This window comes from Burkholderia stabilis (assembly GCF_001742165.1).
In the GTDB taxonomy this organism is placed as follows: domain Bacteria; phylum Pseudomonadota; class Gammaproteobacteria; order Burkholderiales; family Burkholderiaceae; genus Burkholderia; species Burkholderia stabilis.
Genome location: NZ_CP016442.1, coordinates 3,711,454 through 3,735,107 on the forward strand (window position 1 = coordinate 3,711,454; position 23,654 = coordinate 3,735,107).

Here is a 23,654-nt window from a genome sequence, read left to right on the forward strand (position 1 = left end):
GGTGTGCCCGCGCCGGCCGCCGCGCCCGGTCGGCTCAGCAGTCGGCTCAGTCGGCCGCGGCCGGCACGAGCACCTCGCGGCTGCCGTTGATGCCCATCGCCGACACGAGCCCGGCCGCTTCCATCTGCTCGACGAGGCGCGCGGCGCGGTTGTAGCCGATGCGCAACTGCCGCTGCACCGACGAGATCGACGCGCGCCGCGTGCGCACGACGAACGCGACGGCTTCGTCGTACAGCGGATCGGCTTCCGCATCCGGCGCTTCGCCGAACAGGTCCTGCGTCGCGCCGTCGGCGGCCGGGCCGTCGAGAATCCCTTCCTCGTACTGCGGCTCGCCGAACTGCTTCAGGTACTCGACGATCCGGTGCACTTCCTCGTCGGCGACGAACGCGCCGTGCACGCGCTGCGGATAACCGGTGCCCGGCGGCAGGAACAGCATGTCGCCCATGCCGAGCAGCGATTCGGCGCCCATCTGGTCGAGAATCGTGCGCGAGTCGATCTTCGACGACACCTGGAACGCAACGCGCGTCGGGATGTTCGCCTTGATCAGGCCGGTGATCACGTCGACCGACGGACGCTGGGTCGCGAGGATCAGGTGGATGCCGGCCGCGCGCGCCTTCTGCGCGAGGCGCGCGATCAGCTCTTCGATCTTCTTGCCGGCGACCATCATCAGGTCGGCCAGCTCGTCGATCACGACGACGATCAGCGGCAGTTTCGACAGCGGCTCGGGATCTTCCGGCGTCAGCGAGAACGGGTTGCCGATCTTCTTTTCCTTCGCTTCCGCATCGCGGATCTTCTGGTTGAAGCCCGCGAGGTTGCGCACGCCAACGGCCGACATCAGCCGGTAGCGCTTCTCCATTTCGCCGACGCACCAGTTCAGCGCGTTCGCCGCGAGCTTCATGTCGGTGACGACCGGCGCGAGCAGGTGCGGAATGCCTTCGTAGACCGACAGCTCCAGCATCTTCGGGTCGATCATGATGAGCCGCACGTCCTCGGGCGTCGCCTTGTACAGCAGCGACAGGATCATCGCGTTGATCGCGACCGACTTGCCCGAGCCCGTCGTGCCCGCGACGAGCATGTGCGGCGCCTTCGCGAGATCGGTGACGACCGGGTGGCCGGTGATGTCCTTGCCCATTGCGATCGTCAGTTGCGACGGCGAATGCTGGTACTCGCGCGAGGCCAGGATTTCCGATAGGCGGATCATCTGGCGCTTCGCGTTCGGCAGTTCGAGGCCCATGCAGGTCTTGCCGGGAATCGTCTCGACGACGCGGACCGACGTGAGGCCGAGGCCGCGCGACAGGTCCTTCATCAGGCCGACGATCTGGCTGCCGCGCACGCCGAGCGCCGGTTCGATCTCGAAGCGCGTGATCACGGGGCCGGCCGATGCGCCGACGACCGTCACCGGCACCTTGAATTCCTGCAGCCGCTGCTCGATCACCTGGGCCGTTTGCGCGAGGTGTTCCTCGGTGATCATTTCGACGTCGTCGGACGCGGGCTCGAGCAGGTCGAGCGTCGGCAGTTCGACGTTGAACGACGCGGGCGCGTGGAATTCGAACGCGTTCGGGCGCGGCGCGCGTGCGGGGGTGTCGGGGGCGGGCGTGTCGGCTGCGGCGGGCGCGGCCGGTTCGGTCGCCACGGCGGCGGTCGGGCCGAGCGGCGGGACAACGGGGGGCGTCGGGGCGGCAGCGGCGGTCGGCGCCGACATGGACAAACCCGCGCCGGACATGGTCGCTACCGGCTGCGATGCTGCGCCAGCCTGAGTTTCGGACGCGTTCAGCACGGTCCAGCTCGCCGTCGATGCGGCAGGGGCGGGCGGGGGCGTGAACGTCATGGTTGCGGCAGGCGTCGGCACGGTCGACGGTGCCTGCTGCATGGTCGTTGCGCCGATGGACGCCGGTGATCCGCTCGCGGTGACAGGCGAGCCTGCGACCGAATGAGCAGGTGTTGCTGCGGCGGCAGTCATCGGAGCGGCTGCGCCGGAGGGCGTTGCGGTCACGACGGACGCGACGGGCGGCACAGGCAGGGTCGCGGCCGGTGGGGGCACAACGATGCCCGATGCGCCGAACGTGCCGGATGCCGCGCCCGTCGACGAAGTCGCTGCGTTGGCCGCAAGCGTTGGTGCGGGTGCGGCAGGCTGGGCAGCGATCGAGCCGGACACGATACTCGCCGGCGTCGCGGGAACTGCCGCGGGCGTGGTTGCCGGTGCGGGCGTTTGCGTGGCTGAACCGGATGTCGAGCCTGACGTGCCGGCCGTTGATGGCGTCGTGACAGGCGTGAAGGTCGTTGCGGGAGCTGTCGCAGGCGTGCTCACCGGTGCGGACGTTTGCGTGATCGAACCGGGCACGCCAGTGGTCGATGGTTGCGCGGCTGACGCAACGGCTGACGCCACTGCGGCCGGCGTGGATTCGCGGGCGAACGAACCGTACGTCGAGCCCGCGACGCCGGCCGGTGCGGCCCGCGGGGCTGACGTAACAGTTGATGCCGATGCGGCCGGTTGCGAAAGCGAAGCGGATGCGGTGCCGGTCACATAGGCCGGTGACGCCGTCGTTGTGACGGGCGCGATGTTCGATGCGGATGCCGGTGCTTGCCCGGCCGAACCGAGGGCGGTGCCGACGAGCGACGACGTACCGGCGGCCGAAACGGCAGGCGCGGCGGCAAACGGTTGAGCCACCGGCGATTTCGGTAATTCCGGAGTGACGAGCGGATCGGTCGTCGCAGGTTGCGACGTCGGCGGAATCGACGGCGGCCGTGCCCAATGCGCGGCAGGCGTGGTGCCCGACGGTGCTACGCGTTCTGCCGCGTCCGGCTTGGCGACTTCCGATGCCGACGTTGCCGCAAACGGCGCAGCACTGGAAGTTGCGCGTGCCGACGTTTCGGCGGCCGGCGAAGAGGGGAGGGCAGCAAACGGAACGACGGGTTTGACGTCGCGATGCGTATCGGCGCCGCGCTGCGGTGCGTGAGCCGATACAGCGCGATCGATTGCAGGCGCCGGTTGCGCGTCGTATTGGCTGCCGGTATCGACCGACGCAGCCGGTTCGCTTGCGGCGATATCGCGAGCCGCTTCGACTTCCGGTTGCGCGGGCGGGGTATCGACCGGCGCAGATTCAGGCGCGTTCGCCAGCGACGCGGCGACCGGATTCCCGGCCGATACGTCGAACGAGCGAACCGGCTGGCTGGCGAGGTCGTCCCACGGAGCGAGGTCGATGGGCGCGCTGAACGACGGCGCGGAAGTGATCCCGGATGCCGACGCGGCGGGCGCTTCATCGACATGCCGGATGACATCGTCGGCGTGATACGAAAGCGCACGATCGTCGATGCCGGTATCGGGCTGCACGTGCGGTGCCGCGGCGTCGAATGCCGTCGTGCTCGTCTCGGCAACCGGAGCGGACATCGCGCCGGACGTTGCCGGCATGAACGCATCCAGCACGATCGGTGCGTTGTCGTCGTATGCGGACGCCGCAGCGTGTTCGACCGGGGCGCTGGCGTCATGCGTCGAGACGCTGTGCGCCACGGAAACGAACCCGTTCGACACGGCCGCCGAAACCGGTGCGGCGACGCTGCCTGCCGCCGCGGCTACACCGGCCACGGTTGCGGCGGCTGCCGCTGCGTGCGTCGGATCGCTCGGTTGCCCGCTGCCCAGCGTGGCCCATTGCGCGGTGCTGGCTTCGATCGAGCGCAGCGTGTCATGCACGCTCGGTGCCGGCGTGATCGGCGCGGCGGGTTTTTCCGTCCACGCATAGAGCGGCGCGCGCGCCGGCGTTGGCGGCGGCGGGCGGCGTCGCGCCGGGTCCGGCGTCGTGCCGGTTGCGCCGGTTCCTGCCACCGGTCGCACGGGCGGACGAGGCGGCTGCGTGCCGACCGGCCGCGGCGTGACCGTGGCGCGCGGCGCGGCCTGCTTCAACGCAGCGGTAGCCGGTCGCGCGGCAGTCGGCCGCGGCCGGACGGGTTCGAATCCGGCAGGAAGCGGGGCTGGATCGGGGCGCGTTACTTGCGCGTTCGCTGCCGCGCGCGCGAGGCTGGCCGTGCTGCCGGTCGTCGGCGGCGGCATCGCGCTGGTCGGGAGCGGCGCGGGCGGCGGCACCGGCATGCGCGGGGGCGCGGTCGGCTTCAGCCAGCCCGACGGCGCGACGGGTTCCGTATGCGGACGCGGCGGCGTCTTGCTGCGCGGCTTCGGCCGCGCCTGCGGATCGGGTTTCCACAACGTCGGGCGCGAATACCGGCCATTCTGGCGCGGCGCCATCGAGTTGACGGTGTGCGCGGTGGTTGGCTGAACGATATCGTCGTCGCGATGCAGCGCGCTGCGCGGCAGGTCGGCGATGCCGTGCGCGTCGTCGTCGCCGCCGTCGCGCGACAGCTTCACGCCGAACGACGTGTCGACCCAGGCGGCGAACTGGCGCCAGCCGATGCCGGTCAGCCAGGGCAGCCCGGCCAGGAGCAGCACGACCATCGCGACCGGCGTGCCGATCGGGCCGAGCACGTGTGCGAAGCCTGCCGAGAACGCATGGCCGAGCGCGTTCGTGTCGAGGCCCGACAGCGGGCTCGTCAGCGTGCAGCTTGCAACGAACACCGCGGCGAAGCCGAGCCACAGGCGGATCGAGCCGCGGCCGGCGAGCCCGCCGCCGCCGGGCAGCATCGCCTGCACGAGACGCCAGAAGAGAAGGAGGAACCAGACGGCGGAGATGCCGAACCAGCCGAAGACAACCGTGTGCATGCTTTGAAACAGGAGTGGGGAGGGGCGCGCGGGGCGCGACCCGCCGAGTTTAACCGGCCGGCGAACAAGACTCTAACGCGGCGTGAATCCGCTTCACGCCGTGCTGCGCGTGTGCCCGGCACACGCGCGTGGCGCGCCACGCGAAGGCGGTCGGTCGGCCTTCGCGCGCGCGGTGCATCAGGGGCTCCGGTGCGTGAAGGTCAGCGTTGCGCCGGCGTTGGTCACGATCTGCAATTGCTGCGGCTCGCGCATCTGCACGCCGGTCTTCTCGACGTGGGCGAGCGCGTCGAGGTACGCGTGTTCGAGCTGGCCGCCGAGCGTATTCGGGCAGGCCATCCGCGTGCCGGCGAGCGGGCCGAAGCTCAGCAGGCCGTTCTTGATCGCGTAGGTGCCCATGTAGCGATTGCAGCCCGAGAACCCGCTCGCGCGCCGGATACCCGATTCGGTCGACAGCGCGAGCTTGATCGGCTCACCGTTGTCGCCGTGCGGGATTGCGCGCTGCGTGCCGTCGGCGTTCAGCCAACTGGTGAGTTCCCAGCTTGTGTCGTCGAGCAACTGGACGGCGGCCGGGTTGTACGGGTCGGGCGCGGGGGCGGCGGAATCGGAGTGGGTCGGCATCGCGCAGGCGGCGAGAAGCGTGGCAAGCGTCAACGCGCAGAGCGGCGCGCGCAACGGGCGAAGCAGGCCGGTGCGGGCGCGTGCGGCTGCGAACAGGTGGGACATGAGCCTCGTTCCTCATCGGATTCTGATCAAGGCGTAAGAGTAACGCACCCGCCCCGCGGCAGGCGAGCCGACACTTCGCGCATGAAAACGTTCGCGGCCCGCCCGCGCGCCGTGCGCGGCCGGGCATCGGCGCGGCGAAACGCGCAAAACCGGCGTCGTGGCGCGTGTTAACATCGAAGCCGTTTTCGTCCTCCACCAGAAGCGGGAAATCACATGCAGATCGGTCAGCGGCTCGGTACGCCGCTTTCACCCTCGGCCACGCGCGTCATGCTGCTCGGCGCCGGCGAACTCGGCAAGGAAGTCATCATCGCGCTGCAGCGGCTCGGCGTCGAAGTCATCGCGGTCGACCGTTATGCGGACGCACCGGGCCACCAGGTCGCGCATCGCGCGCACGTGATCGACATGACGGACGCCGCCGCGCTGCGCGCGATCGTCGAGGCCGAGCGCCCGCACCTGATCGTGCCCGAGATCGAGGCGATCGCGACCGACGCGCTCGCGGCGATCGAGGCGGCCGGCCTCGCCGAAGTGATCCCGACCGCGCGCGCGACGCAGCTCACGATGAACCGCGAAGGGATTCGCCGGCTCGCGGCCGAGGAGCTCGGCCTGCCGACGTCGCCGTATGCGTTCGCGGAGTCGTTCGACGCGTTCAGCGCGGCCGTCGCGAAGATCGGCATGCCGTGCGTCGTGAAGCCCGTGATGTCGTCGTCGGGCAAGGGGCAGTCGGTCGTGAAGACCGAGGCCGACGTGAAACCCGCGTGGGACTACGCGATGGCGGGCGGCCGCGTGAATCACGGCCGCGTGATCGTCGAGGGCTTCATCGATTTCGACTACGAGATCACGCAATTGACCGTGCGCGCGATCGACCCGGCGACGCTCGGCACACGCACCTATTTCTGCGAGCCGGTCGGCCACGTGCAGGTCGCGGGCGACTACGTCGAATCGTGGCAGCCGCAGCCGATGAGCGCGGTGGCGCTCGAGAAGTCGCGCGAGATCGCGCACAAGGTCACCGAGGCGCTCGGCGGGCGCGGGCTGTTCGGCGTCGAGCTGTTCGTGCGCGGCGATGACGTGTGGTTCTCGGAAGTGAGCCCGCGGCCGCACGATACGGGCCTCGTCACGCTCGCGTCGCAGCGCCAGTCGGAATTCGAGCTGCACGCGCGCGCGATTCTCGGGCTGCCGGTCGATCCGGCGCTCGGCACGCCGGCCGCGTCGGCCGTGATCTACGGCGGGCTCGACGAGCGCGGGATCGCGTTCGAAGGCGTGCGCGAAGCGCTCGCCGTGCCGGGCGCCGACCTGCGCCTGTTCGGCAAGCCGGAAAGTTTTGCGAAGCGGCGCATGGGCGTCGCACTGGCGAGCGGCGCGACCGTCGACGAAGCCCGCGAACGCGCGAAGCGCGCCGCCGCGGCCGTCCGGCCCGTGTCGGCCCGCTGAGGAACCTGGGAGAAGACGATGGCGCCGATGTGGCTGCGTATCGGAAAGCTGGGCGCCGCGCTGGCGCTTGTCGCGGGTCTCGCGGGTTGCGGCCTCGCGGCCGCGCCGTGCCGCGTGGCATCGGCCGGACTCAAGATCGTGCCGCTCGTCGGCCACGTCGCGGCGGCGCCGACCGACGCATGCGCGGACGTCATCGATCCCTGACAACGACAACCGACGATCAATCAACGATAACCACGCGCCTCTTGAAGGCGCGCTTCCACCCGTCTCGTGAGAGGACCTGCATGATTCGCCAAACCCTCGCCGCGCTCGCGCTGGCCGGCACTGCCGTTTCCGTCGCGCATGCCGCGCAACTGACCGTCGAAGAAATCGACGCCGATGCGCGCCAGCAGACCGTCTACCAGTGCGCGAACCAGAAGCAGCCCGTGCGCGTGTCGTACTGGCTCGCGGGCAACGGCCAGAGCTTCGCGCTCGTGCCGGTGAACGGCCGGCAGCTGCTGTTCGTCGATACCGTGTCGGCGTCGGGTGCGCGCTACCAGGCCGGCCGCTATACGTGGTGGACGAAGGGCAAGGAAGCGTCGCTGCGCGACGAGATCGCCGACCAGAGCTCGCCGCCGCTGCTCGCCGACTGCGTGCAGGTCGAGAAGAAAAAGAAGAAGGGCTGAATGCGGGGCGCGATCGCCGATCGTGCCCGCCGGTATTCGCCGGCTGCCGGACCTGATGGCCTGGCAAGCGGACCAGACGGTATGCAATCCGACCCTTGATATTGCCCATCGGCCGATCGGGATAGCCCGATCGGCCCGTCCGCCGACCGCGCGGGGCCGTATCGGCCCGCCGCGCGAGGCGCCGCCGCGGCCGTTCGCGGCGTTGTCACGGACAGATGGCCGCGCAGTGCTACAATACGCCCCTTTCCGCCGGCATTCGCGCCGAACGGAGTCCGCACGGCCTCGCGCCCGGTGTTCGAATTGAACCGGTCCCAAGCGCCAGAGCGGCGCCGCGCGGCGCGCCGCGGCTCCGTCTACTTCCGAATTGTGATGAGCGCAGGCCCGGCTGGCCTGACGCACGATGTCCCCGCCGCGCCTTTTGAGCGAAACGCCACCATGTCCGATTCTGTCGCCAAGCCCGTCGACGCAACCTTCGATCAATTCGGCCTTGCCGCCGATATCCTGAAAGCCATTGCGGAGCAGGGTTATACGACGCCGACGCCGATCCAGGCGCAGGCCATTCCGGTCGTGCTCGCCGGCCGCGACGTCATGGGCGCCGCGCAAACAGGCACCGGCAAGACCGCGAGTTTCTCGCTGCCGATCATCCAGCGCCTGCTGCCGCAGGCCAATACGAGCGCGTCACCGGCGCGCCACCCCGTGCGTGCGCTGATCCTCACGCCGACCCGCGAACTCGCCGACCAGGTCGCCGCGAACGTGCACGCGTATGCGAAGCACACGCCGCTGCGCAGCGCGGTCGTGTTCGGCGGCGTCGACATGAACCCGCAGATGGCCGAACTGCGCCGCGGCGTCGAGATCCTGATCGCGACGCCGGGCCGCCTGCTCGACCACGTGCAGCAAAAGACGGCGAATCTCGGCCAGGTGCAGATCCTCGTGCTCGACGAAGCCGATCGGATGCTCGACATGGGCTTCCTGCCCGATCTGCAGCGCATCCTGAACCTGCTGCCGAAGGAGCGCCAGACGCTGCTGTTCTCGGCCACCTTCTCGGCGGAAATCAAGAAGCTCGCGTCGACCTACCTGCGCAACCCGCAGACGATCGAAGTCGCGCGCAGCAACTCGACGAACGCGAACGTCACGCAGATCGTCTACGACGTCGCCGAAGGCGACAAGCAGGCGGCCGTCGTGCAATTGCTGCGCGATCGCGGCCTGAAGCAGGTGATCGTGTTCTGCAACAGCAAGATCGGCGCGAGCCGGCTCGCGCGCAACCTCGAGCGCGACGGCGTGGTCGCGTCGGCGATCCACGGCGACAAGACGCAGATCGAGCGGATGCAGGCGCTCGACGCGTTCAAGCGCGGCGAAATCGAGGCGCTGGTCGCGACCGACGTGGCCGCACGCGGCCTCGACATCGCCGAGCTGCCGGCCGTGATCAACTTCGACCTGCCGTTCAGCGCGGAAGACTACGTGCACCGGATCGGCCGGACGGGCCGCGCAGGTGCGACAGGCGATGCGCTGTCGCTGTGCAGCCCGAACGAGCGCAAGCAGCTCGCCGATATCGAGAAGCTGATCAAGCGTCCGCTCGAAGTGCAGACGCTCGCGCTCGACAAGCCGGCGCGCCAACGTCACGACGAGCGTGGCGGTGAGCGCGGCGATCGTGGTGAGCGCAGCAACGAGCGGGGTGGCGAACGCGGCAGCCGGCGTGATCGCGACGAGCATCGCGGTGCGTCGGCGCACCGGTCGGCTGGAGCCGAGCGCGGCAGCCGTCCGCATCGTCGCGAAGCGCCGGTCGACGATTTCTTCCTGAAGCCGTATGAGCCGTCGGCGCAGGCGAAGCAGCCGGATGCCGAGCCGGCGCACCAGCCCGAGAAGAAGGGGCCGAAGCGCCAGGTCGCCGCGTTGCTCGGCGGGTTCGGGATGCCGCGCAAGCCGTCGGTGTAAGCCGGGCGTACACGGCAGGGGCGGCGCGCGAGCGCTGCCGGAAAGCGGGTGCATGCGATGAGCATGTGCCCGTTTTTTGTTGGGGTCGTGCCTGGGGTGGGGGCGGATGGGGGGATGCAGCCGGTACTCGTTCGGTACTCGACCGGTACTCGCTCGGCGCGAAACCAGCGCGAAACCAGCGCGAAACCGGCGCGCCGCGCGCGTCAGCCGGCCAGCGGCCCGAAGCGTCGCGCCCATGCAGCCGTCGCGGCCGCGTAGAACGCATCCAGCGTCATGCCCGCCGGCGCGCCATCGGGCATGAGACCCAGGTGCGCGGCCGCGGCCTGTAGTGCCGGCAACGGATTGTCGCGCTCGAGCGCGGTCGCGCCCGTCTGCTTGCTGAGCTTCTCGCCGTTTGTATCGACGACGACGGGTACGTGCAGATATCGCGGGATCTGCACGCCGAGGCAGCGTTGCAGATAGATCTGGCGCGCGGTCGAATCGAGCAGGTCGGCGCCGCGCACGACGTGCGTGATGCGCGCATCGGCATCGTCGACGACGACTGCGAGCTGATAGGCCCATTGCCCGTCGGCGCGCTTCAACACGAAATCGCCGACTTCGGTCGCGAGGTTCTGCGATTGCGTGTGCTGCCAGCGGTCGTCGAACGAGACGATGGCTGCGTCGCCGTCCGGCACGCGCAGCCGCCATGCGCGCGCGGGCTTGCCGTGCAGGCCGCTGCGGCAGGTGCCCGGATACGCGAGCGTCGTGTGGCGTTCGTGCGCGGCACGCAGCGAATCGGCGATTTCCTTGCGCGTGCAGCCGCACGGATAGACGAGCCCGGCTGCGACGAGCCGCTCGAGCGCGGCCGCGTAGGCGGCATCGCGCGTGCTTTGCCACACGGGCGGTTCGTCGGGCGTCATCCCGAAATGCGCGAGCGTCGCAAGGATGTCGTCGGCCGCGCCGGGTACGGTGCGAGGCCCGTCGATGTCCTCGATGCGCACGAGCCATGTGCCGCCGTGCGCACGCGCGTCGAGCCAGCTCGCGAGTGCGCCGACCAGCGAGCCGAAGTGCAGCGGGCCGGTGGGTGACGGCGCGAAGCGGCCGCGATAGCCGTTCATCGGGGCGCGGGACGCGCGGTTACGCGGCGCTGGCCGCCTGCGCGCAGGCCGGGCAAGACTTGCCGGGCACGTAGCTCGGCGACTGCTGTGCTTCCGGCGTGACGACCGCGCGGCATGCGAAGCACGTGACGTTCTCGGTCGGCTGCAGTTGCGGGTTCAGCGCGGTGCGGTAGTCGAACACGAAGCAGTCACCGTGATAGTGCGCGCCGCCGACTTCCTCGAAGTATTTCAGGATCCCGCCCTCGAGCTGGTACACGTTCTCGATGCCGATTTCCTTCATGTGGATCGCGGCCTTCTCGCAGCGGATGCCGCCCGTGCAGAACGACACGACCGTCTTGCCGTCGAGATCGGCGCGGTTCGCGTCGATCACTTCCGGGAATTCGCTGAACTTGTCGATCCGGTAATCGAGCGCGTTGTCGAACGTGCCGACGTCGACCTCGAACGCGTTGCGCGTGTCGAGCATCACGACCGGGCGGCCCGTATCGTCGTGGCCGCGGTCGAGCCACGTCTTCAGCGTCTGCGCGTCGACGAACGGCGCGCGGCCGAGCTCGGGCTTGATCGCGGGCTTCTTCATCGTGATGATCTCGCGCTTCAGGCGCACGAGCATGCGGCGGAACGGCTGCGAATCGGACAGGCTTTCCTTGAACTGCAGCGTCGCGAACTTGCCCTCGAACAGCGGATCGTGGCGGATGTAGTCGACGAACGCGTCGGCCGCTTCGCGCGTGCCGGCGATGAACAGGTTGATGCCTTCCGGCGCGAGCAGGATCGTGCCGCGCAGGCCGAGTTCGTTGCAGCGGGCGGTGACGAGCGGGCGCCATTGCTCGTTCGTGTCGAGCGACACGAAGTGGTAGGCGGCGAGGTTGACGATGGTCATGATGGTCCGACGGGAAAACGGCCGCGCCCGTGCGACGGGCGCACGGCGGCCCGCAAAAAAGGGTGCGAAGCCTTGGCGGTGATTCGAAAACCCGTATTATCCCGCAAACCGCGCGCGCATCGGCAGTCGGCCGTTCGGCCAGCGACGCGACGCGTCGTCGCGCACATCGGCCGAACGGCCAGCACGGGGATTTTTTGGGCAGGCTGCGCGGCGGGGCGGCTACAATAGCGCCCATGTCAGATCCCCGCTTCGTCCATCTTCGCGTTCACTCCGAATTCTCGATTGCCGACGGCATCGTGCGTCTCGACGACATCGTCAAGGCAGCGGCCGCAGACGGTCAGGGCGCGCTCGCGCTCACCGATCTCGGCAACGCATTCGGGCTCGTCCGTTTCTATCAGGAAGCCCGCGGCAAGGGCATCAAGCCCATCGCCGGCTGCGACGTCTGGATTACCAATCCGGACGATCGCGACAAGCCTTCGCGGCTGCTGCTGCTTGTGAAGGACAAGGTCGGCTACCTGAATCTCTGCGAGCTGCTGTCCAAGGCGTGGCTCACGAACCAGTATCGCGGCCGCGCGGAACTCGATGCGAGCTGGCTCGACGGCGAACTCGCGCAAGGCCTGCTCGCGCTGTCGGGCGCGCAGCAGGGCGATATCGGGCTTGCGCTCGCGGCGGGCAACGAGGAAGCCGCGCGCCGTCACGCCGAGCGCTGGGCGAAGGTATTTCCGGGCGGCTTCTACATCGAGCTGCAGCGTTACGGCCAGCCGGGCGCCGAGGCGTACATCCAGCAGGCCGCGACGCTCGCCGCGTCGCTGAAGCTGCCGGTCGTCGCGACGCACCCGACGCAGTTCATGACCGACGACGATTTCACCGCGCACGAGGCGCGCGTGTGCATTTCGGAAGGCGACATCCTCGCGAACCCGCGGCGCCAGAAGCGCTTCACGACCGACCAGTATTTCCGCACGCAGGACGACATGGCCGCGCTGTTCGCCGACCTGCCGTCCGCGGTCGCGAACACGGTCGAGATCGCGAAGCGCTGCAACCTGAAGCTCGAGCTCGGCAAGCCGAAACTGCCGCTGTTCCCGACGCCGGACGGCATGTCGCTCGACGACTACCTGGTCCAGCTGTCGAAGGAAGGGCTCGAGACCCGGCTCGTGCAGCTGTATCCGGCCGAAGCCGAGCGCGAAGCGCAGCGCGACACGTACTACAAGCGCCTCGAATTCGAGTGCGGGACCATCACGAAGATGGGCTTTCCCGGCTACTTCCTGATCGTTGCGGACTTCATCAACTGGGCGAAGAACAACGGCGTGCCGGTCGGCCCGGGCCGCGGCTCGGGCGCCGGCTCGCTGGTCGCGTACGCACTCGGCATTACCGACCTCGACCCGCTGCGCTACAACCTGCTGTTCGAGCGCTTCCTGAACCCGGAACGCGTGTCGATGCCCGACTTCGACATCGACTTCTGCCAGCACGGCCGCGACCGCGTGATCCAGTACGTGAAGGAGAAGTACGGCGCGGACGCCGTGTCGCAGATCGCCACCTTCGGCACGATGGCCGCGAAGGCGGCCGTGCGCGACATCGGCCGCGTGCTCGACCTCGGCTACATGTTCACCGATGGCATCGCGAAGCTGATCCCGTTCAAGCCGGGCAAGCACGTGACGATCGCCGACGCGATGAAGGAAGAGCCGCAGCTGCAGGAGCGCTACGACCACGAGGACGAAGTCCACCAACTGCTCGATCTCGCGCAGCGCGTCGAGGGCCTCACGCGTAACGTCGGGATGCACGCGGGCGGCGTGCTGATCGCGCCCGGCAAGCTGACCGATTTCTGCCCGCTGTACACGCAGGGCGACGACGGCGGCGTCGTCAGCCAGTACGACAAGGACGACGTCGAAGCCGTCGGCCTCGTGAAGTTCGACTTTCTGGGTCTGACGACGCTGACGATCCTCGACTGGGCCGAGCGCTACATTCGCCGCCTCGATCCGTCGAAGGCCGAGTGGTCGCTCGCGCAGGTGCCGCTCGACGATCCGGCTTCGTTCCAGATCCTGAAGAAGGCCAACACGGTCGCGGTGTTCCAGCTGGAAAGCCGCGGGATGCAGGGCATGCTGAAGGATGCGCAGCCCGACCGTTTCGAGGACATCATCGCGCTCGTGTCGTTGTACCGTCCGGGCCCGATGGACCTGATCCCGAGCTTCTGCGCGCGTAAGCACGGCCGCGAAAAAGTCGACTATCCGGATCCGCGCGTCGAACCCGTCCTGAAAGAGACCTACGGCATCATGGTCTATCAGGAGCAGGTGATGCAGATGGCGCAGATCATCGGCGGCTACTCGCTCGGCGGCGCGGACTTGCTGCGTCGCGCGATGGGCAAGAAGAAGCCCGAGGAGATGGCCAAGCATCGTGAGATCTTCGCTGAGGGTGCGGCGAAGAACGGCCTCACGCGTGAGAAGTCCGACGAGATCTTCGACTTGATGGAGAAGTTCGCGGGCTACGGCTTCAACAAGTCGCACGCGGCCGCCTATGCACTGCTCGCGTATTTCACCGCGTGGCTGAAGGCGCACCATCCGGCCGAATTCATGGCGGCCAACATGACGCTCGCGATGGACGACACCGACAAGGTGAAGATCCTGTTCGACGACTGCGTCGTGAACAACCTCGCCGTGCTGCCGCCGGACATCAACCAGTCGCATTACCGGTTCGAGCCTGTCGCCGAAGCCGACGGCAAGCGCTCGCGCACGATCCGCTACGGCCTCGGCGCGGTGAAGGGCAGCGGCCAGAACGCGATCGAGGAAATCCTGCGCGCGCGTGAAGAAAAGGCGTTCACCGACCTGTTCGACTTCTGCGAGCGGATCGACCGGCGCATCGTCAACCGCCGCACGGTCGAGGCGCTGATCCGCGCCGGCGCGTTCGATTCGCTGAACGCGAACCGCGCGCAGATGCTCGCGTCGGTGCCGCTCGCGATGGAAGCGGCCGACCAGGCCGAGGCGAACGCGATGCAGGCCGGCCTGTTCGACATGGGCGCCGAGTCGCCGCACGCGCATGCGCTCGTCGATGAACCCGCTTGGGACGACAAGCGCCGCCTGCAGGAAGAGAAGGGCGCGCTCGGCTTCTACCTGTCCGGCCACCTGTTCGACGCGTATCGCGACGAGGTGCGCCGTTTCGTGCGGCAGAAAGTCGGCGACCTGAAGGAAGGGCGCGACAAGCTGGTCGTGGGCATCATCGCGTCGCTGCGTACGCAGATGACCCAGCGCGGCAAGATGCTGATCGCATTGCTCGACGACGGTTCGGGCCAGTGCGAGATCACGATCTTCAACGAGCAATTCGAGGCGAACAAGGCGCTGTTCAAGGAAGACGAACTGCTGATCGTGCAGGGCAGGCGCGCAACGATGCATTCACGGGCGGTCTCCGCTTCACGGCCGATACGGTGATGGATCTCGAGCGCGCGCGTAGCCGCTATGCGCAGGCCGTGCGAGTGACGATGAACGGTAACGCCGACGCATCGACGCTGCGCCGCGTGCTCGAGCCGCACGTGTCGAAGGACGATCCGGCGGCCGCGAATGCGGTCGAGGCGCCCGCGCCGCGCGGTGGCGGGCGCGACGGCGGCCGTCGTCCGCAGGCGCCGCTGCCGAACGGGCTCGCGGTCCAGATCCACTACAGCAACGCGCGGGCGCAAGGCGAAATGCGTCTCGGCGACGCGTGGCGCGTGAAGCCGAGCGACATGTTGCTCGCGGAACTGCGCGCGGCATTCGACGGCAGCATTGTCGAAATTACATACTGATCGCCCGACCAGACGACTGTCGCGATACGCGGCCCGTTGCAGCGCCATCGTGCGCTGCGACGGGCCGTTTTCACATTTCGGGCCGCCGGGCCTTGGGCCGGCCACCGGGACGCTATACAATCCGGCGCTAGCCGCATTTGCGCGCATGACGGGGGCAGATCCATGCGACAGGCGGTAATGCACGAAAGGCCCGTTCCCGGGCAGGATGCCGGGGAACGGCCGTTGCGGCTAGAAAAAACCGACAGTCACCACACGACCATGGCCAATGGGAACCCGACGCAGCGAATCCTCGTGATCCGGATCGATTTTCTGGGCGACATGCTTTGCACGACGGCATTTCTCGATGCATTGAAGGAGCGCTGGCCCGGTGCGGAACTGCACGTGGTCGCGAACCGCTACAACGCGGCCGCGCTGGTCGGCAACCCGGTCGTGCACGCGGTCCATACTTACGTCTACAGCCGCCAGTGCGAACGCAACGATCGCCCCGGGCGGATGCAGGCATTCTTCGACCGGCTGCGGCTCGTTCGCCGCCTGCGTCGCCTGCGGTTCGATCTGGTCGTCGTGCCGAACGGCGGCATGCATCGCAGCAGCATGCAGTTCGCGCGCCAGATCGGCGCCAAGGATTGCCGCTGGCACGATGCCGAGACCGAATTCGACGATCGCAAGCCCGAGCACGTCGCGCAGCGGCCGATGTGCCACGAGGCGCTGTCGGGGTTCCGCCTCGTGCCTGAACTCGGCCGTGCCGACATTGATCGCCTCGCGCTGTCGGTGCATCCCGACCGCACGCTGCAGGATGCGTGGCATCACCTGCTCGGGGCACGCACGAAGCCGCGCGTCGGGCTGTTCGTGTCGAACAAGGCGGCCGAGCGCCGCTGGCCCGCGGATCGCTGGCGCGATCTCGGCGAGCGGCTCGCGCCGTTCGCCGACGTGATCGTGTTCCGCGATCCGGCCCTCCGTCATCCCGCAGAGGACGATCCGTGGCGCGATGTGGGCGCACGCCATGTCGCGCCGTCGTCGGTCGCCGATCTGGTGGCCGCCGCGAGCCTGCTCGATACGATCGTCTCGGCCGACAGCGCGCCCGTGCATCTCGCGTCGGCGCTTCGCGTGCCGGTCGCCGCGCTGTTCGAGGACCGCCCCGAGAAATACCTGCGCTGGCATCCGCTCGGCGTGCCGCACATGATCCTGCGCGCCGGCGTGACCGTCGATGCGATCGAAGTCGACGCAGTCGAGCGCGCGGTGCGTCAGCTGCTGCCGCAGGCCGGCCATCGCGACTTGCCGGCGGCCGACGCGAGCCGCGCGTGGCCTGCGACGCCCGCAGCGCCTGCAGTGCCTGCGATCATGACGATCGCCTAGTCGCGCAGGAAGCCCCGCACCCGGCCAAGCACCGGTGCGCGGGCACCTGCCACACCACGTCCTGTCAGCCGGGCTGCATCAGGACGGCATGCGCGGCCGGTTCGCCATGCCGCGCCGGTTGCCGCAAAATCCTGTACATTGCCAGCCTTGTTCAGCCAGCTAGACAGATCGCCGTGGCCCTGTTTTCCTCTGCCCGCCCACCCAAGACCATCCTCGTCGCCGCGCCGCGCCGTATCGGCGACGTGCTGCTGACGACGCCGCTCGTGCGCTCGCTGAAGGCCCGCTGGCCGGATGCGCAGATCGACATGCTGGTGTTTCGCGGCACCGAGGGCGTGCTCGAGCACAATCCGGACGTGCGGCGCGTGATCGTCGTCGCGCAGCGCGCGGGGTTCCGCGAGCGGCTGCGCGACGCGCTGTCGATGTGGCGCCGCTACGATCTCGCGTGCGCGGCGCTGAGCTCCGACCGGCCGCGTTTCTACAGCTGGTTCGCGGGCCGCAAGCGGGTCGGTCTCGTCGATCCCGAGCGCGTCACGTGGCTCACGCGGATGATGCTGAACGGGATCGCGATCAATCACCACGAATCCGCGCATACGGTCGTCAGCACGCTCGCGCTGGCTCCCGTGATCGGCATCGAACCGGTGTCCGAGGTCGTCGCGCCCGGCATCGGCGACGATCCCGCGCGGCGAGCGCGTTTCGACGCATGGCTCGCGGAATCGCCGGCGATCCGCGACGGCAAGCCGCTGGTCGTCCTGCATCCGTATCCGATGTTCCGCTATAAGCAATGGCGGCTCGATGGCTGGGTCGAGATGATCGGCTGGCTGCGCGAGCGCGGTTTCGCGGTTGCGCTGTCGGGCGGCCCGGCCGATAGCGAGCGCGAGTATGCGGAGCAGGTCGCGGCCGAAGCGGGCGGCGACGTGCTGAACCTGGTCGGCCGCCTCACGTTCGGCGAGAGCGCGGAACTCGTGCGGCGCGCGCGGCTCTTCATCGGGCCCGACACCGGCGCGACGCACGTGGCGGCCGCCACGGGCACCGACACGATCGCGCTGTTCGGCCCGTCCGACCCCGTGCGCTGGGGGCCGTGGCCGCAGCACTGGCCCGCGACCGAGAATCCGTGGCCGCTGCGCGGCTCGGGGCGGCACGGGAACGTATGGCTGCTGCAGGGGGAGGGGGATTGCGTGCCGTGCCGGCACGAGGGCTGCGAGCGCAAGGTCGACAGCCGCAGCGATTGCCTCGTCAACCTCGGCGCGCAGCGCGTGAAGGTCGCGGCGGCCGAGATGCTCGGGCTGAATCCGCCGGGCCCGGGCGAGGCCGTCGTCGACACGTCGCGACTGCATCGCGCCGGATCGGACTGACGCGCGGCAGACGCGCGTTTTTCCTTCGTTCTTCGTTCGCGGGCGGTTCGTTTCGCGGTGAGCCGCGCGCAAGGCGCGCAGCCCGCTTGCGTTGATGGCGGCCTCGGTTACCGCCGAAGCGGGCCGGCGGTCGACGATTCTCCGCCGTACCTGCTTGCGTGCGTTACGCGCTGCGCCGGATCGCCGACGTTTCGCGCGGCAGCGTCTCGCCGCGCTCGCCGCAACCGAGCAGGATGCCGGCCAGCAGCACGATCAGGTGGCCTTCGGCGAAATCGAGCAGCAGCGAATTCGCGAGACTGCCGATCGTGAAGATCGCGAGCCAGGCGAGCAGCAAGTGCCGCGAGCGCGGATCGAGCGCGCGGCTGCCGCGCGCGATCTGCACGATCAGGTTGATGAACAGCAGCACGCCGAGCGTGCCGAGCTGGACTGCCATCAGCAGGTATTCATTGTGCGGGTTCGACGTGAGCTGGCCTTCGGCCGCCGTCTTGCCGGCCGTAAGTTTCTCGAATTCGGTCTCCAGGCCGCCCGCGCCGTAGCCGATCACGGGGCGCTGGCGATACAGTTCGAGCCCTTTCTTGTACCACTCGAGGCGCAGCCCGGTCGACGTGGCGGCATCGCTTTGCCGGTATTGCTGCACTTCCGACACGACCTTCACGAGCCGGCCGTTGTGAACCGTGCATGCGGCAACCACGAGCGCGGCGCCGGACAGGACGAGCACGCCGGCGGCGAGCCCCGCGCGCAGCGCCGATTGTCGGCGCAGCAACAGCACGAAACGCACGGCGACGACGAGGATCAGCAGCAGTGCGATGACCTGTCCCGTGCGACCCTGCAGCATCACGAACACGTTGACGAGCGACCACGCGGCGACGGCCGCATACGCGAAGCGGGACAGCGCCGTACGCGCCGCGAGCGCGAGATCGGCCGCCTGGTAGAACAGCAGCGCGCCGAACATGCCGGCGGCGATGTGGTTCTTGAATACCCACGCGCGCGACAGCGGCAGTTCGGTCGCGTGCGCGGGCCCGATCGCGGTCAGCCCGAGATAGTTGGTCGTCGACAGCAGCAGGATCACGCACAGCGTGCCGAACCAGCAGCGCCGCACGATCGGCGCCCAGTTCGAATGGCGGAACGCGAGCACGGCGAACGGCAGCAGCAACAGCTTGTCGTACTTGGCGACCCAGTTCCACGCCTTGTTGTGGGGCGCGACCGTATACGTGACGCTGGCGGCCAGCGCGGCAAGGATCAGCAGCGCCGCGAGCGAAGCCGGGTCGGCGACGAACGAGCGCAGGTCGCGCCAGAATTCGGGAGAGATGACGAGCGCCGCGGCGAACAGCCCGCAGAAGACGTTGGTCAGCGCGGTCGAGACGGGCACCATGCAGAGTGCGGCGACGGCGAATGCGCGGGCGGCGGTCAGGCGCCGCGTGGCGGGAGCGGAAAACGAAAGCATCGGAACCTGTCGAATGGACGAATGCGGCTCGCGCGCACCGTGCTGCGCGCCGCGCGTCCCGGCGGGAGACCCGGAACGAACGGCGAAGTATACGCGAAGCAGGGGGCGTTTCCGTGCTGTTTTCGGGGTTCGATCAGCTGAATGCGCGTTTGATCCGCGAGCGCAGCAGCGCGCGCTTCAGGCGGCCCTCGACGGCCGGCGTATCGAGCGTGACACGCGTGCCGGCGGGCTCGCCGCGATGCAGGTAGTAGCGGTCGAACGTGGCTTGGGTCATGCCCCATTTGTTCAGGAACTGGCGGCGGCCGTCGTTCTTGACGATCTTGCCGGTGCTCTTCTGCTGGAAGTGGTAGACGAGGCTGTCGCCGACGCCGATGAAGATCCGGCAGCCGGCATCCCAGAATTTCATCGAGAAGTCGTTGTCGCTGCTCATGCCGGGCGACAGCTCGCTGCTGTAGCCGCCGATGCGGTTCCACCAGTCGCGGTGCACGAGCGTTGGCGGCCAGGTCGAACCGAGCCAGTCCGCGCGCGCGAGCCGCGGGGTGGCCTCGACGAGGCCCGCGGCGTCGAACTGTTCGGCGTCGCGGCCGAAATTGCTGACGACGACGCACGGATTGCGCGTGTCGACCGGCTCGACCATCGTGCCGGACAGCATGAAGAGGTCGGTCGGCATCTGTTCGATGCGGCGCACGAGCGCCGCGTCCCAGCCGGGGCAGCAGTACATGTCGTCGTTCATGTAGACGACGTAGTCGCGTGTCGCGCGCGCGGCGGCCAGGTTCACTGCATGGCAGATGCCGATGTTGGTCGGCGACGCGGTGTACTCGATGTTTTCGCTGCGCACCCAGTCGAGCGTGCCGTCCGAGCCGTCGTTCACGTGCACGATGATCTGGTGATCGTACGCGGAGTGGCGGCGCAGGCTGTCGACGACGAGCTTGAGGTACGGCAGGTTGTTCCAGGTCGGGATGATGATGGAGAACATGGCGGTCGGATTCGGTGGTCGTCGTGGCGGGCGGCGCGCGGGCGCGGCCTCTCGGGCGGGCGCGCGCGGCGCGAACAGCCCGGCATTGTAACGCCGGGCCGGGCGCGCGCCGGCGGCCGCGGGGCGCTCGTTCAGCGCGCCGGTTCGTGGCCGAGCTTCAGGAAGCGGTAATACACGGTTTCCGCGTTGAATACGGCGATCATGAAGCCCGCGCGGCCGTCGAGAAACCCGCGCCGCAGCACGTAGGTGCGCACGAACGCCCATGCGCCGCGCGCGAGCGCCTTGCCGAAGCCGCCGCGCTGGCCGGCCGCGCGGCGCTGGCGCGCGCCGGCCGTCGAATACGCGTCGAGCTTGCGCACGACGGTTTCGAAGTCCTCGTACGAGTAGTGCATCAGCTTGCCGGACAGGCGCTGCGCGGCGGTGTCGAACACGAGGCGCTCGTGCACGAGATCGTCCGAAAAACGCGCGGCGCCGCGCCGGAACAGCCGCGGCACCCAGTCCGGATACCAGCCGCTGTGATGGATCCACTGGCCGCAGAAGCTCGACAGCCGGTCGAGCGCATAAACCTGCGCGGCCGGCGCGCGGATCGTATCGCGGATCGACTGCGCGAGCGCCGGGCTGACGACCTCGTCGGTATCGATCGACAGAATCCAGTCGGTGGCGAGCGCGTCGAGCGCGCGGTTCTTCTGCGGGCCGAAACCCGGCCAGTCGCGCTCGACGATCACGCGCGCGCCGTGCGCCTGCGCGATCGCGACGGTATCGTCGGTGCTGCCGCCGTCGATGACGACGACATCGTCGGCGAACGACAGCGCATCGAGACACTGCGCAAGCCGCGCGGACGCGTTGAGGGCGATGAGGGCGACGCCGAGGGAGGGTTCAGCCATGAAATCGTCGGAAAGGCGGAGAAAACGGTGAGCGGCAGTATACCCGCGGCCCGGCTGCCGGCCGCATCGACCCTGGCCGTGCCGCAAGAGGCGGTGCAGCTATAATGTTGAGCCCTTTTCGGCACCCGCCCGATGGGGGCGACATCCCGGGCGGTCACGCGCCGGGCGCCGCTTCGCGGCTCAAGAAGGATTGCCTTGGAAACCCAGAACACTCTCCGCAAACCGATGGACGGCACCGGCACTTCGCCGGTCACGGTCCTCAAGCGCCTGTGGCCGTACATCCGGCCGCTGATCGGCATCGTGGTGCTCGCCGTCGTGACGATGGGCGTCGTCGCGGCCACCGAAGCCGGCATTCCGGCGCTGCTCAAACCGCTCCTCGATCACGGCTTCGGCGCGCATGGCAGCGACAGCGCGAAATGGTACGTGCCGATCGCGGTGATCGGTCTCGCGCTCGTGCGCGGCGTATCGCAGTACGCGTCGAATTACCTGCTCAACTACGTATCGAACCGCATCCTGCTGCAACTGCGGCTCGAGATGTTCCAGCGGATGCTCCACACCAGCGCGTCGTTCTTCCAGCGCGAAACCGCTAGCACGGTGATCAACGCGATCGTATTCGAGGTCAACCAGATCCTGTCGGTGCTGACGGGCGTGATGGTCACGCTCGTGCGCGATTCGCTGACGGTGGTGTTCCTGCTCGGCTACCTGTTCTATCTGAACTGGCGGCTCACGCTGATCGTCGCGGTGATCCTGCCCGGCATCGGCTGGCTCGTCAGCAAGATCAACCGCCGCTTGCGCCGCCTGAACCGCGAGCACCAGACGCTGACCAACGAGCTGTCGTACATCGTCGAGGAGACGGTCGCCGGCTACAAGGTCGTCAAGGTGCACAACGGCGAAACGTACGAGATGGATCGCTTCACCGCGATGAGCAAGCGCCTGCGCGGCTACGCGATGCGCATGACGATCTCGGGCGGCCTCGCGCAGCCGCTCACGCAGTTCCTCGCGTCGATCGCGCTCGCGGTCGTGATCACGATCGCGGTCGTGCAGTCGTCGAACGACCAGACGACGGTCGGCGGCTTCGTCGCGTTCGTCACCTCGATGCTGCTGGTGATCTCGCCGCTCAAGCACCTGATCGACGTCAACCAGCCGCTGCAGCGCGGGATGACGGCCGCCGAGCTGATCTTCGGGCTGATCGACGAGCCGGCCGAGCCGCAGGGCGGCGGTCGGCCGCTGGCGCACGCGCGCGGCGAGATCGAATTCCGCGGCGTGACGTTCGACTATGGCGCGGCCGAGCGGCCGACGCTCGACCGCATCTCGTTCAAGGTCGCGCCGGGCGAAATGATCGCGCTCGCAGGCCCGTCCGGCAGCGGCAAGACGACGCTCGTGAACCTGCTGCCGCGCTTCTTCGATCCGACGGGCGGCGCGATCCTGGTCGACGGCGTGCCGGTGTCCGACTACGACCTGCATGCACTGCGCAGCCAGATGGCGATGGTCAGCCAGGACGTCGTGCTGTTCAACGACACGATCGCCGCGAACGTCGCGTACGGGCAGACGCCCGACCGCGCGCGCGTGCAGGCCGCGCTCGAGGCCGCGAACCTCGCCGATGCGGTCGCCGCGATGCCCGACGGGCTCGACACGCTCGTCGGCGGCAACGGGATGCGGCTGTCCGGCGGCCAGCGCCAGCGGCTCGCGATCGCGCGTGCGATCTACAAGGACGCGCCGATCCTGATCCTCGACGAAGCGACGTCGGCGCTCGATTCGGAATCGGAGCGCCACGTGCAGGCTGCTCTCGAACGGCTGATGGAAGGCCGCACGACGCTCGTGATCGCGCACCGGCTGTCGACGATCGAGCGCGCGGACCGCATCCTCGTGCTGGAAGCCGGCAAGATCGTCGAAGAGGGCAGTCACGACGAACTGCTGCGCCACGGCGGCCTCTACGCGCACCTGCACCGGATCCAGTACCAGCAGCAGGCGGCCTGACGGGCGGTCATGCGGCCGCGTGATGCCGTGTGCTAGTCTTCATCGGGTAGTTCGAGTGGTTTCGTTCGACGTGACAACACGGAGGGAAAGCACGATGAAGAAGATCCACGGGATGATGCTGGCCGCAGTGATCGCGGCGGGTTTCGCCGCGCCGGCAGCGATGGCGCAGGACCACGACAACCACAACGACCAGGGCGGCCACGGCATGCAGCGTGGCCACGGCCCGAAACACATGCCGCCCGGCCAGATGCGTCATGAGGACGACGTGCCGCCGCGCTGGGCCGACCAGCCGCGCCGCGAGTGGCACAAGGGCGACCGGCTTCCCCCCGAGTTCCGCGATCGTCAGTACGTGATCGACGACTGGCGCGGCTATCGCCTGAGCCCGCCGCCGCGTGGCTATCAATGGGTCGGCGTCGGCGGAGATCACCTGCTGGTGCAGATCGGTTCCGGTATCGTGCTGCGCATCGGCGACTGA

General features: G+C 68.7%; 15 protein-coding genes and 1 pseudogene. 9 read left to right on the plus strand and 7 right to left on the minus strand.

Annotated elements, in window-relative coordinates; all coding sequences use genetic code 11:
* Positions 1-46: 46 nt before the first annotated feature.
* Complete coding sequence (locus BBJ41_RS41585; protein WP_069747405.1) at positions 47-4,708, minus strand: DNA translocase FtsK; 4,662 nt, start codon at positions 4,706-4,708, stop codon at positions 47-49.
* 177 nt (positions 4,709-4,885) lie between these two features.
* Positions 4,886-5,431 carry an META domain-containing protein gene (locus tag BBJ41_RS17345; protein WP_069747406.1) on the minus strand — a complete coding sequence of 182 codons (546 nt, stop codon included), beginning with the start codon at positions 5,429-5,431 and terminating at the stop codon, positions 4,886-4,888.
* Between the two features lie 213 nt (positions 5,432-5,644).
* Here BBJ41_RS17345 and purT point away from each other — a divergent pair, with 213 nt between their 5' ends.
* The 4 genes from purT to BBJ41_RS17365 all read left to right on the plus strand — a co-directional run bounded on the left by purT (position 5,645) and on the right by BBJ41_RS17365 (position 9,456).
* The gene (gene purT / locus BBJ41_RS17350; protein ID WP_069747407.1) at positions 5,645-6,859 is read left to right on the plus strand and encodes a formate-dependent phosphoribosylglycinamide formyltransferase; all 1,215 of its coding nucleotides are present in this window, start codon (positions 5,645-5,647) and stop codon (positions 6,857-6,859) included.
* An 18-nt stretch (positions 6,860-6,877) separates the two neighbouring features.
* Complete coding sequence (locus BBJ41_RS17355; RefSeq protein ID WP_069747408.1) at positions 6,878-7,063, plus strand: DUF6726 family protein; 186 nt, start codon at positions 6,878-6,880, stop codon at positions 7,061-7,063.
* 80 nt (positions 7,064-7,143) lie between these two features.
* Positions 7,144-7,524: an MliC family protein gene (locus BBJ41_RS17360; protein ID WP_069747409.1), complete on the plus strand. Its 381-nt coding sequence runs from the start codon at positions 7,144-7,146 to the stop codon at positions 7,522-7,524.
* Positions 7,525-7,959: 435 nt separating this feature from the next.
* Positions 7,960-9,456 carry a DEAD/DEAH box helicase gene (locus tag BBJ41_RS17365; protein ID WP_459542857.1) on the plus strand — a complete coding sequence of 499 codons (1,497 nt, stop codon included), beginning with the start codon at positions 7,960-7,962 and terminating at the stop codon, positions 9,454-9,456.
* A 203-nt stretch (positions 9,457-9,659) separates the two neighbouring features.
* Here the strand turns inward: BBJ41_RS17365 and gluQRS are convergent, their stop codons facing one another.
* On the minus strand, positions 9,660-10,553 hold the full coding sequence (gene gluQRS, locus BBJ41_RS17370; protein WP_069747411.1) for a tRNA glutamyl-Q(34) synthetase GluQRS: 894 nt from the start codon (positions 10,551-10,553) through the stop codon (positions 9,660-9,662).
* A 19-nt stretch (positions 10,554-10,572) separates the two neighbouring features.
* Entirely contained in the window at positions 10,573-11,427 is an 855-nt protein-coding gene (locus BBJ41_RS17375) for a sulfurtransferase (RefSeq protein ID WP_069747412.1), read from the minus strand.
* 233 nt (positions 11,428-11,660) lie between these two features.
* Here BBJ41_RS17375 and dnaE point away from each other — a divergent pair.
* The 3 genes and pseudogenes from dnaE (at position 11,661) to BBJ41_RS17390 (ending at position 17,898) form a co-directional block, all read left to right on the plus strand.
* Positions 11,661-15,193, plus strand: a pseudogene (gene dnaE / locus BBJ41_RS17380) (DNA polymerase III subunit alpha).
* 258 nt (positions 15,194-15,451) lie between these two features.
* Positions 15,452-16,546, plus strand: a complete 1,095-nt coding sequence (locus BBJ41_RS17385) for a glycosyltransferase family 9 protein (protein ID WP_069747413.1) — start codon at positions 15,452-15,454, stop codon at positions 16,544-16,546.
* Between the two features lie 173 nt (positions 16,547-16,719).
* Positions 16,720-17,898 (plus strand): glycosyltransferase family 9 protein, encoded by a 1,179-nt coding sequence (locus BBJ41_RS17390; RefSeq protein ID WP_069747414.1) that lies wholly within the window; start codon positions 16,720-16,722, stop codon positions 17,896-17,898.
* A gap of 163 nt (positions 17,899-18,061) precedes the next feature.
* On the opposite strand, the gene BBJ41_RS17395 is transcribed toward BBJ41_RS17390, so the two are convergent.
* The 3 genes from BBJ41_RS17395 to BBJ41_RS17405 form a co-directional block, all read right to left on the minus strand.
* Positions 18,062-19,342 carry an O-antigen ligase family protein gene (locus tag BBJ41_RS17395; RefSeq protein WP_069747415.1) on the minus strand — a complete coding sequence of 427 codons (1,281 nt, stop codon included), beginning with the start codon at positions 19,340-19,342 and terminating at the stop codon, positions 18,062-18,064.
* A gap of 133 nt (positions 19,343-19,475) precedes the next feature.
* Positions 19,476-20,318, minus strand: a complete 843-nt coding sequence (locus BBJ41_RS17400; RefSeq protein ID WP_069747416.1) for a glycosyltransferase family 2 protein — start codon at positions 20,316-20,318, stop codon at positions 19,476-19,478.
* A 131-nt stretch (positions 20,319-20,449) separates the two neighbouring features.
* Positions 20,450-21,202: a glycosyltransferase family 2 protein gene (locus BBJ41_RS17405; protein WP_069747417.1), complete on the minus strand. Its 753-nt coding sequence runs from the start codon at positions 21,200-21,202 to the stop codon at positions 20,450-20,452.
* Positions 21,203-21,427: 225 nt separating this feature from the next.
* Between BBJ41_RS17405 and msbA the strand changes: the two genes are divergently transcribed.
* Together msbA and BBJ41_RS17415 are read left to right on the plus strand one after the other, a co-directional pair.
* A complete protein-coding gene (gene msbA, locus BBJ41_RS17410) occupies positions 21,428-23,179 on the plus strand; it encodes a lipid A export permease/ATP-binding protein MsbA (RefSeq protein ID WP_069747418.1) in 1,752 nt (583 codons plus the stop codon).
* A gap of 94 nt (positions 23,180-23,273) precedes the next feature.
* On the plus strand, positions 23,274-23,654 hold the full coding sequence (locus tag BBJ41_RS17415) for an RcnB family protein (protein WP_069747419.1): 381 nt from the start codon (positions 23,274-23,276) through the stop codon (positions 23,652-23,654).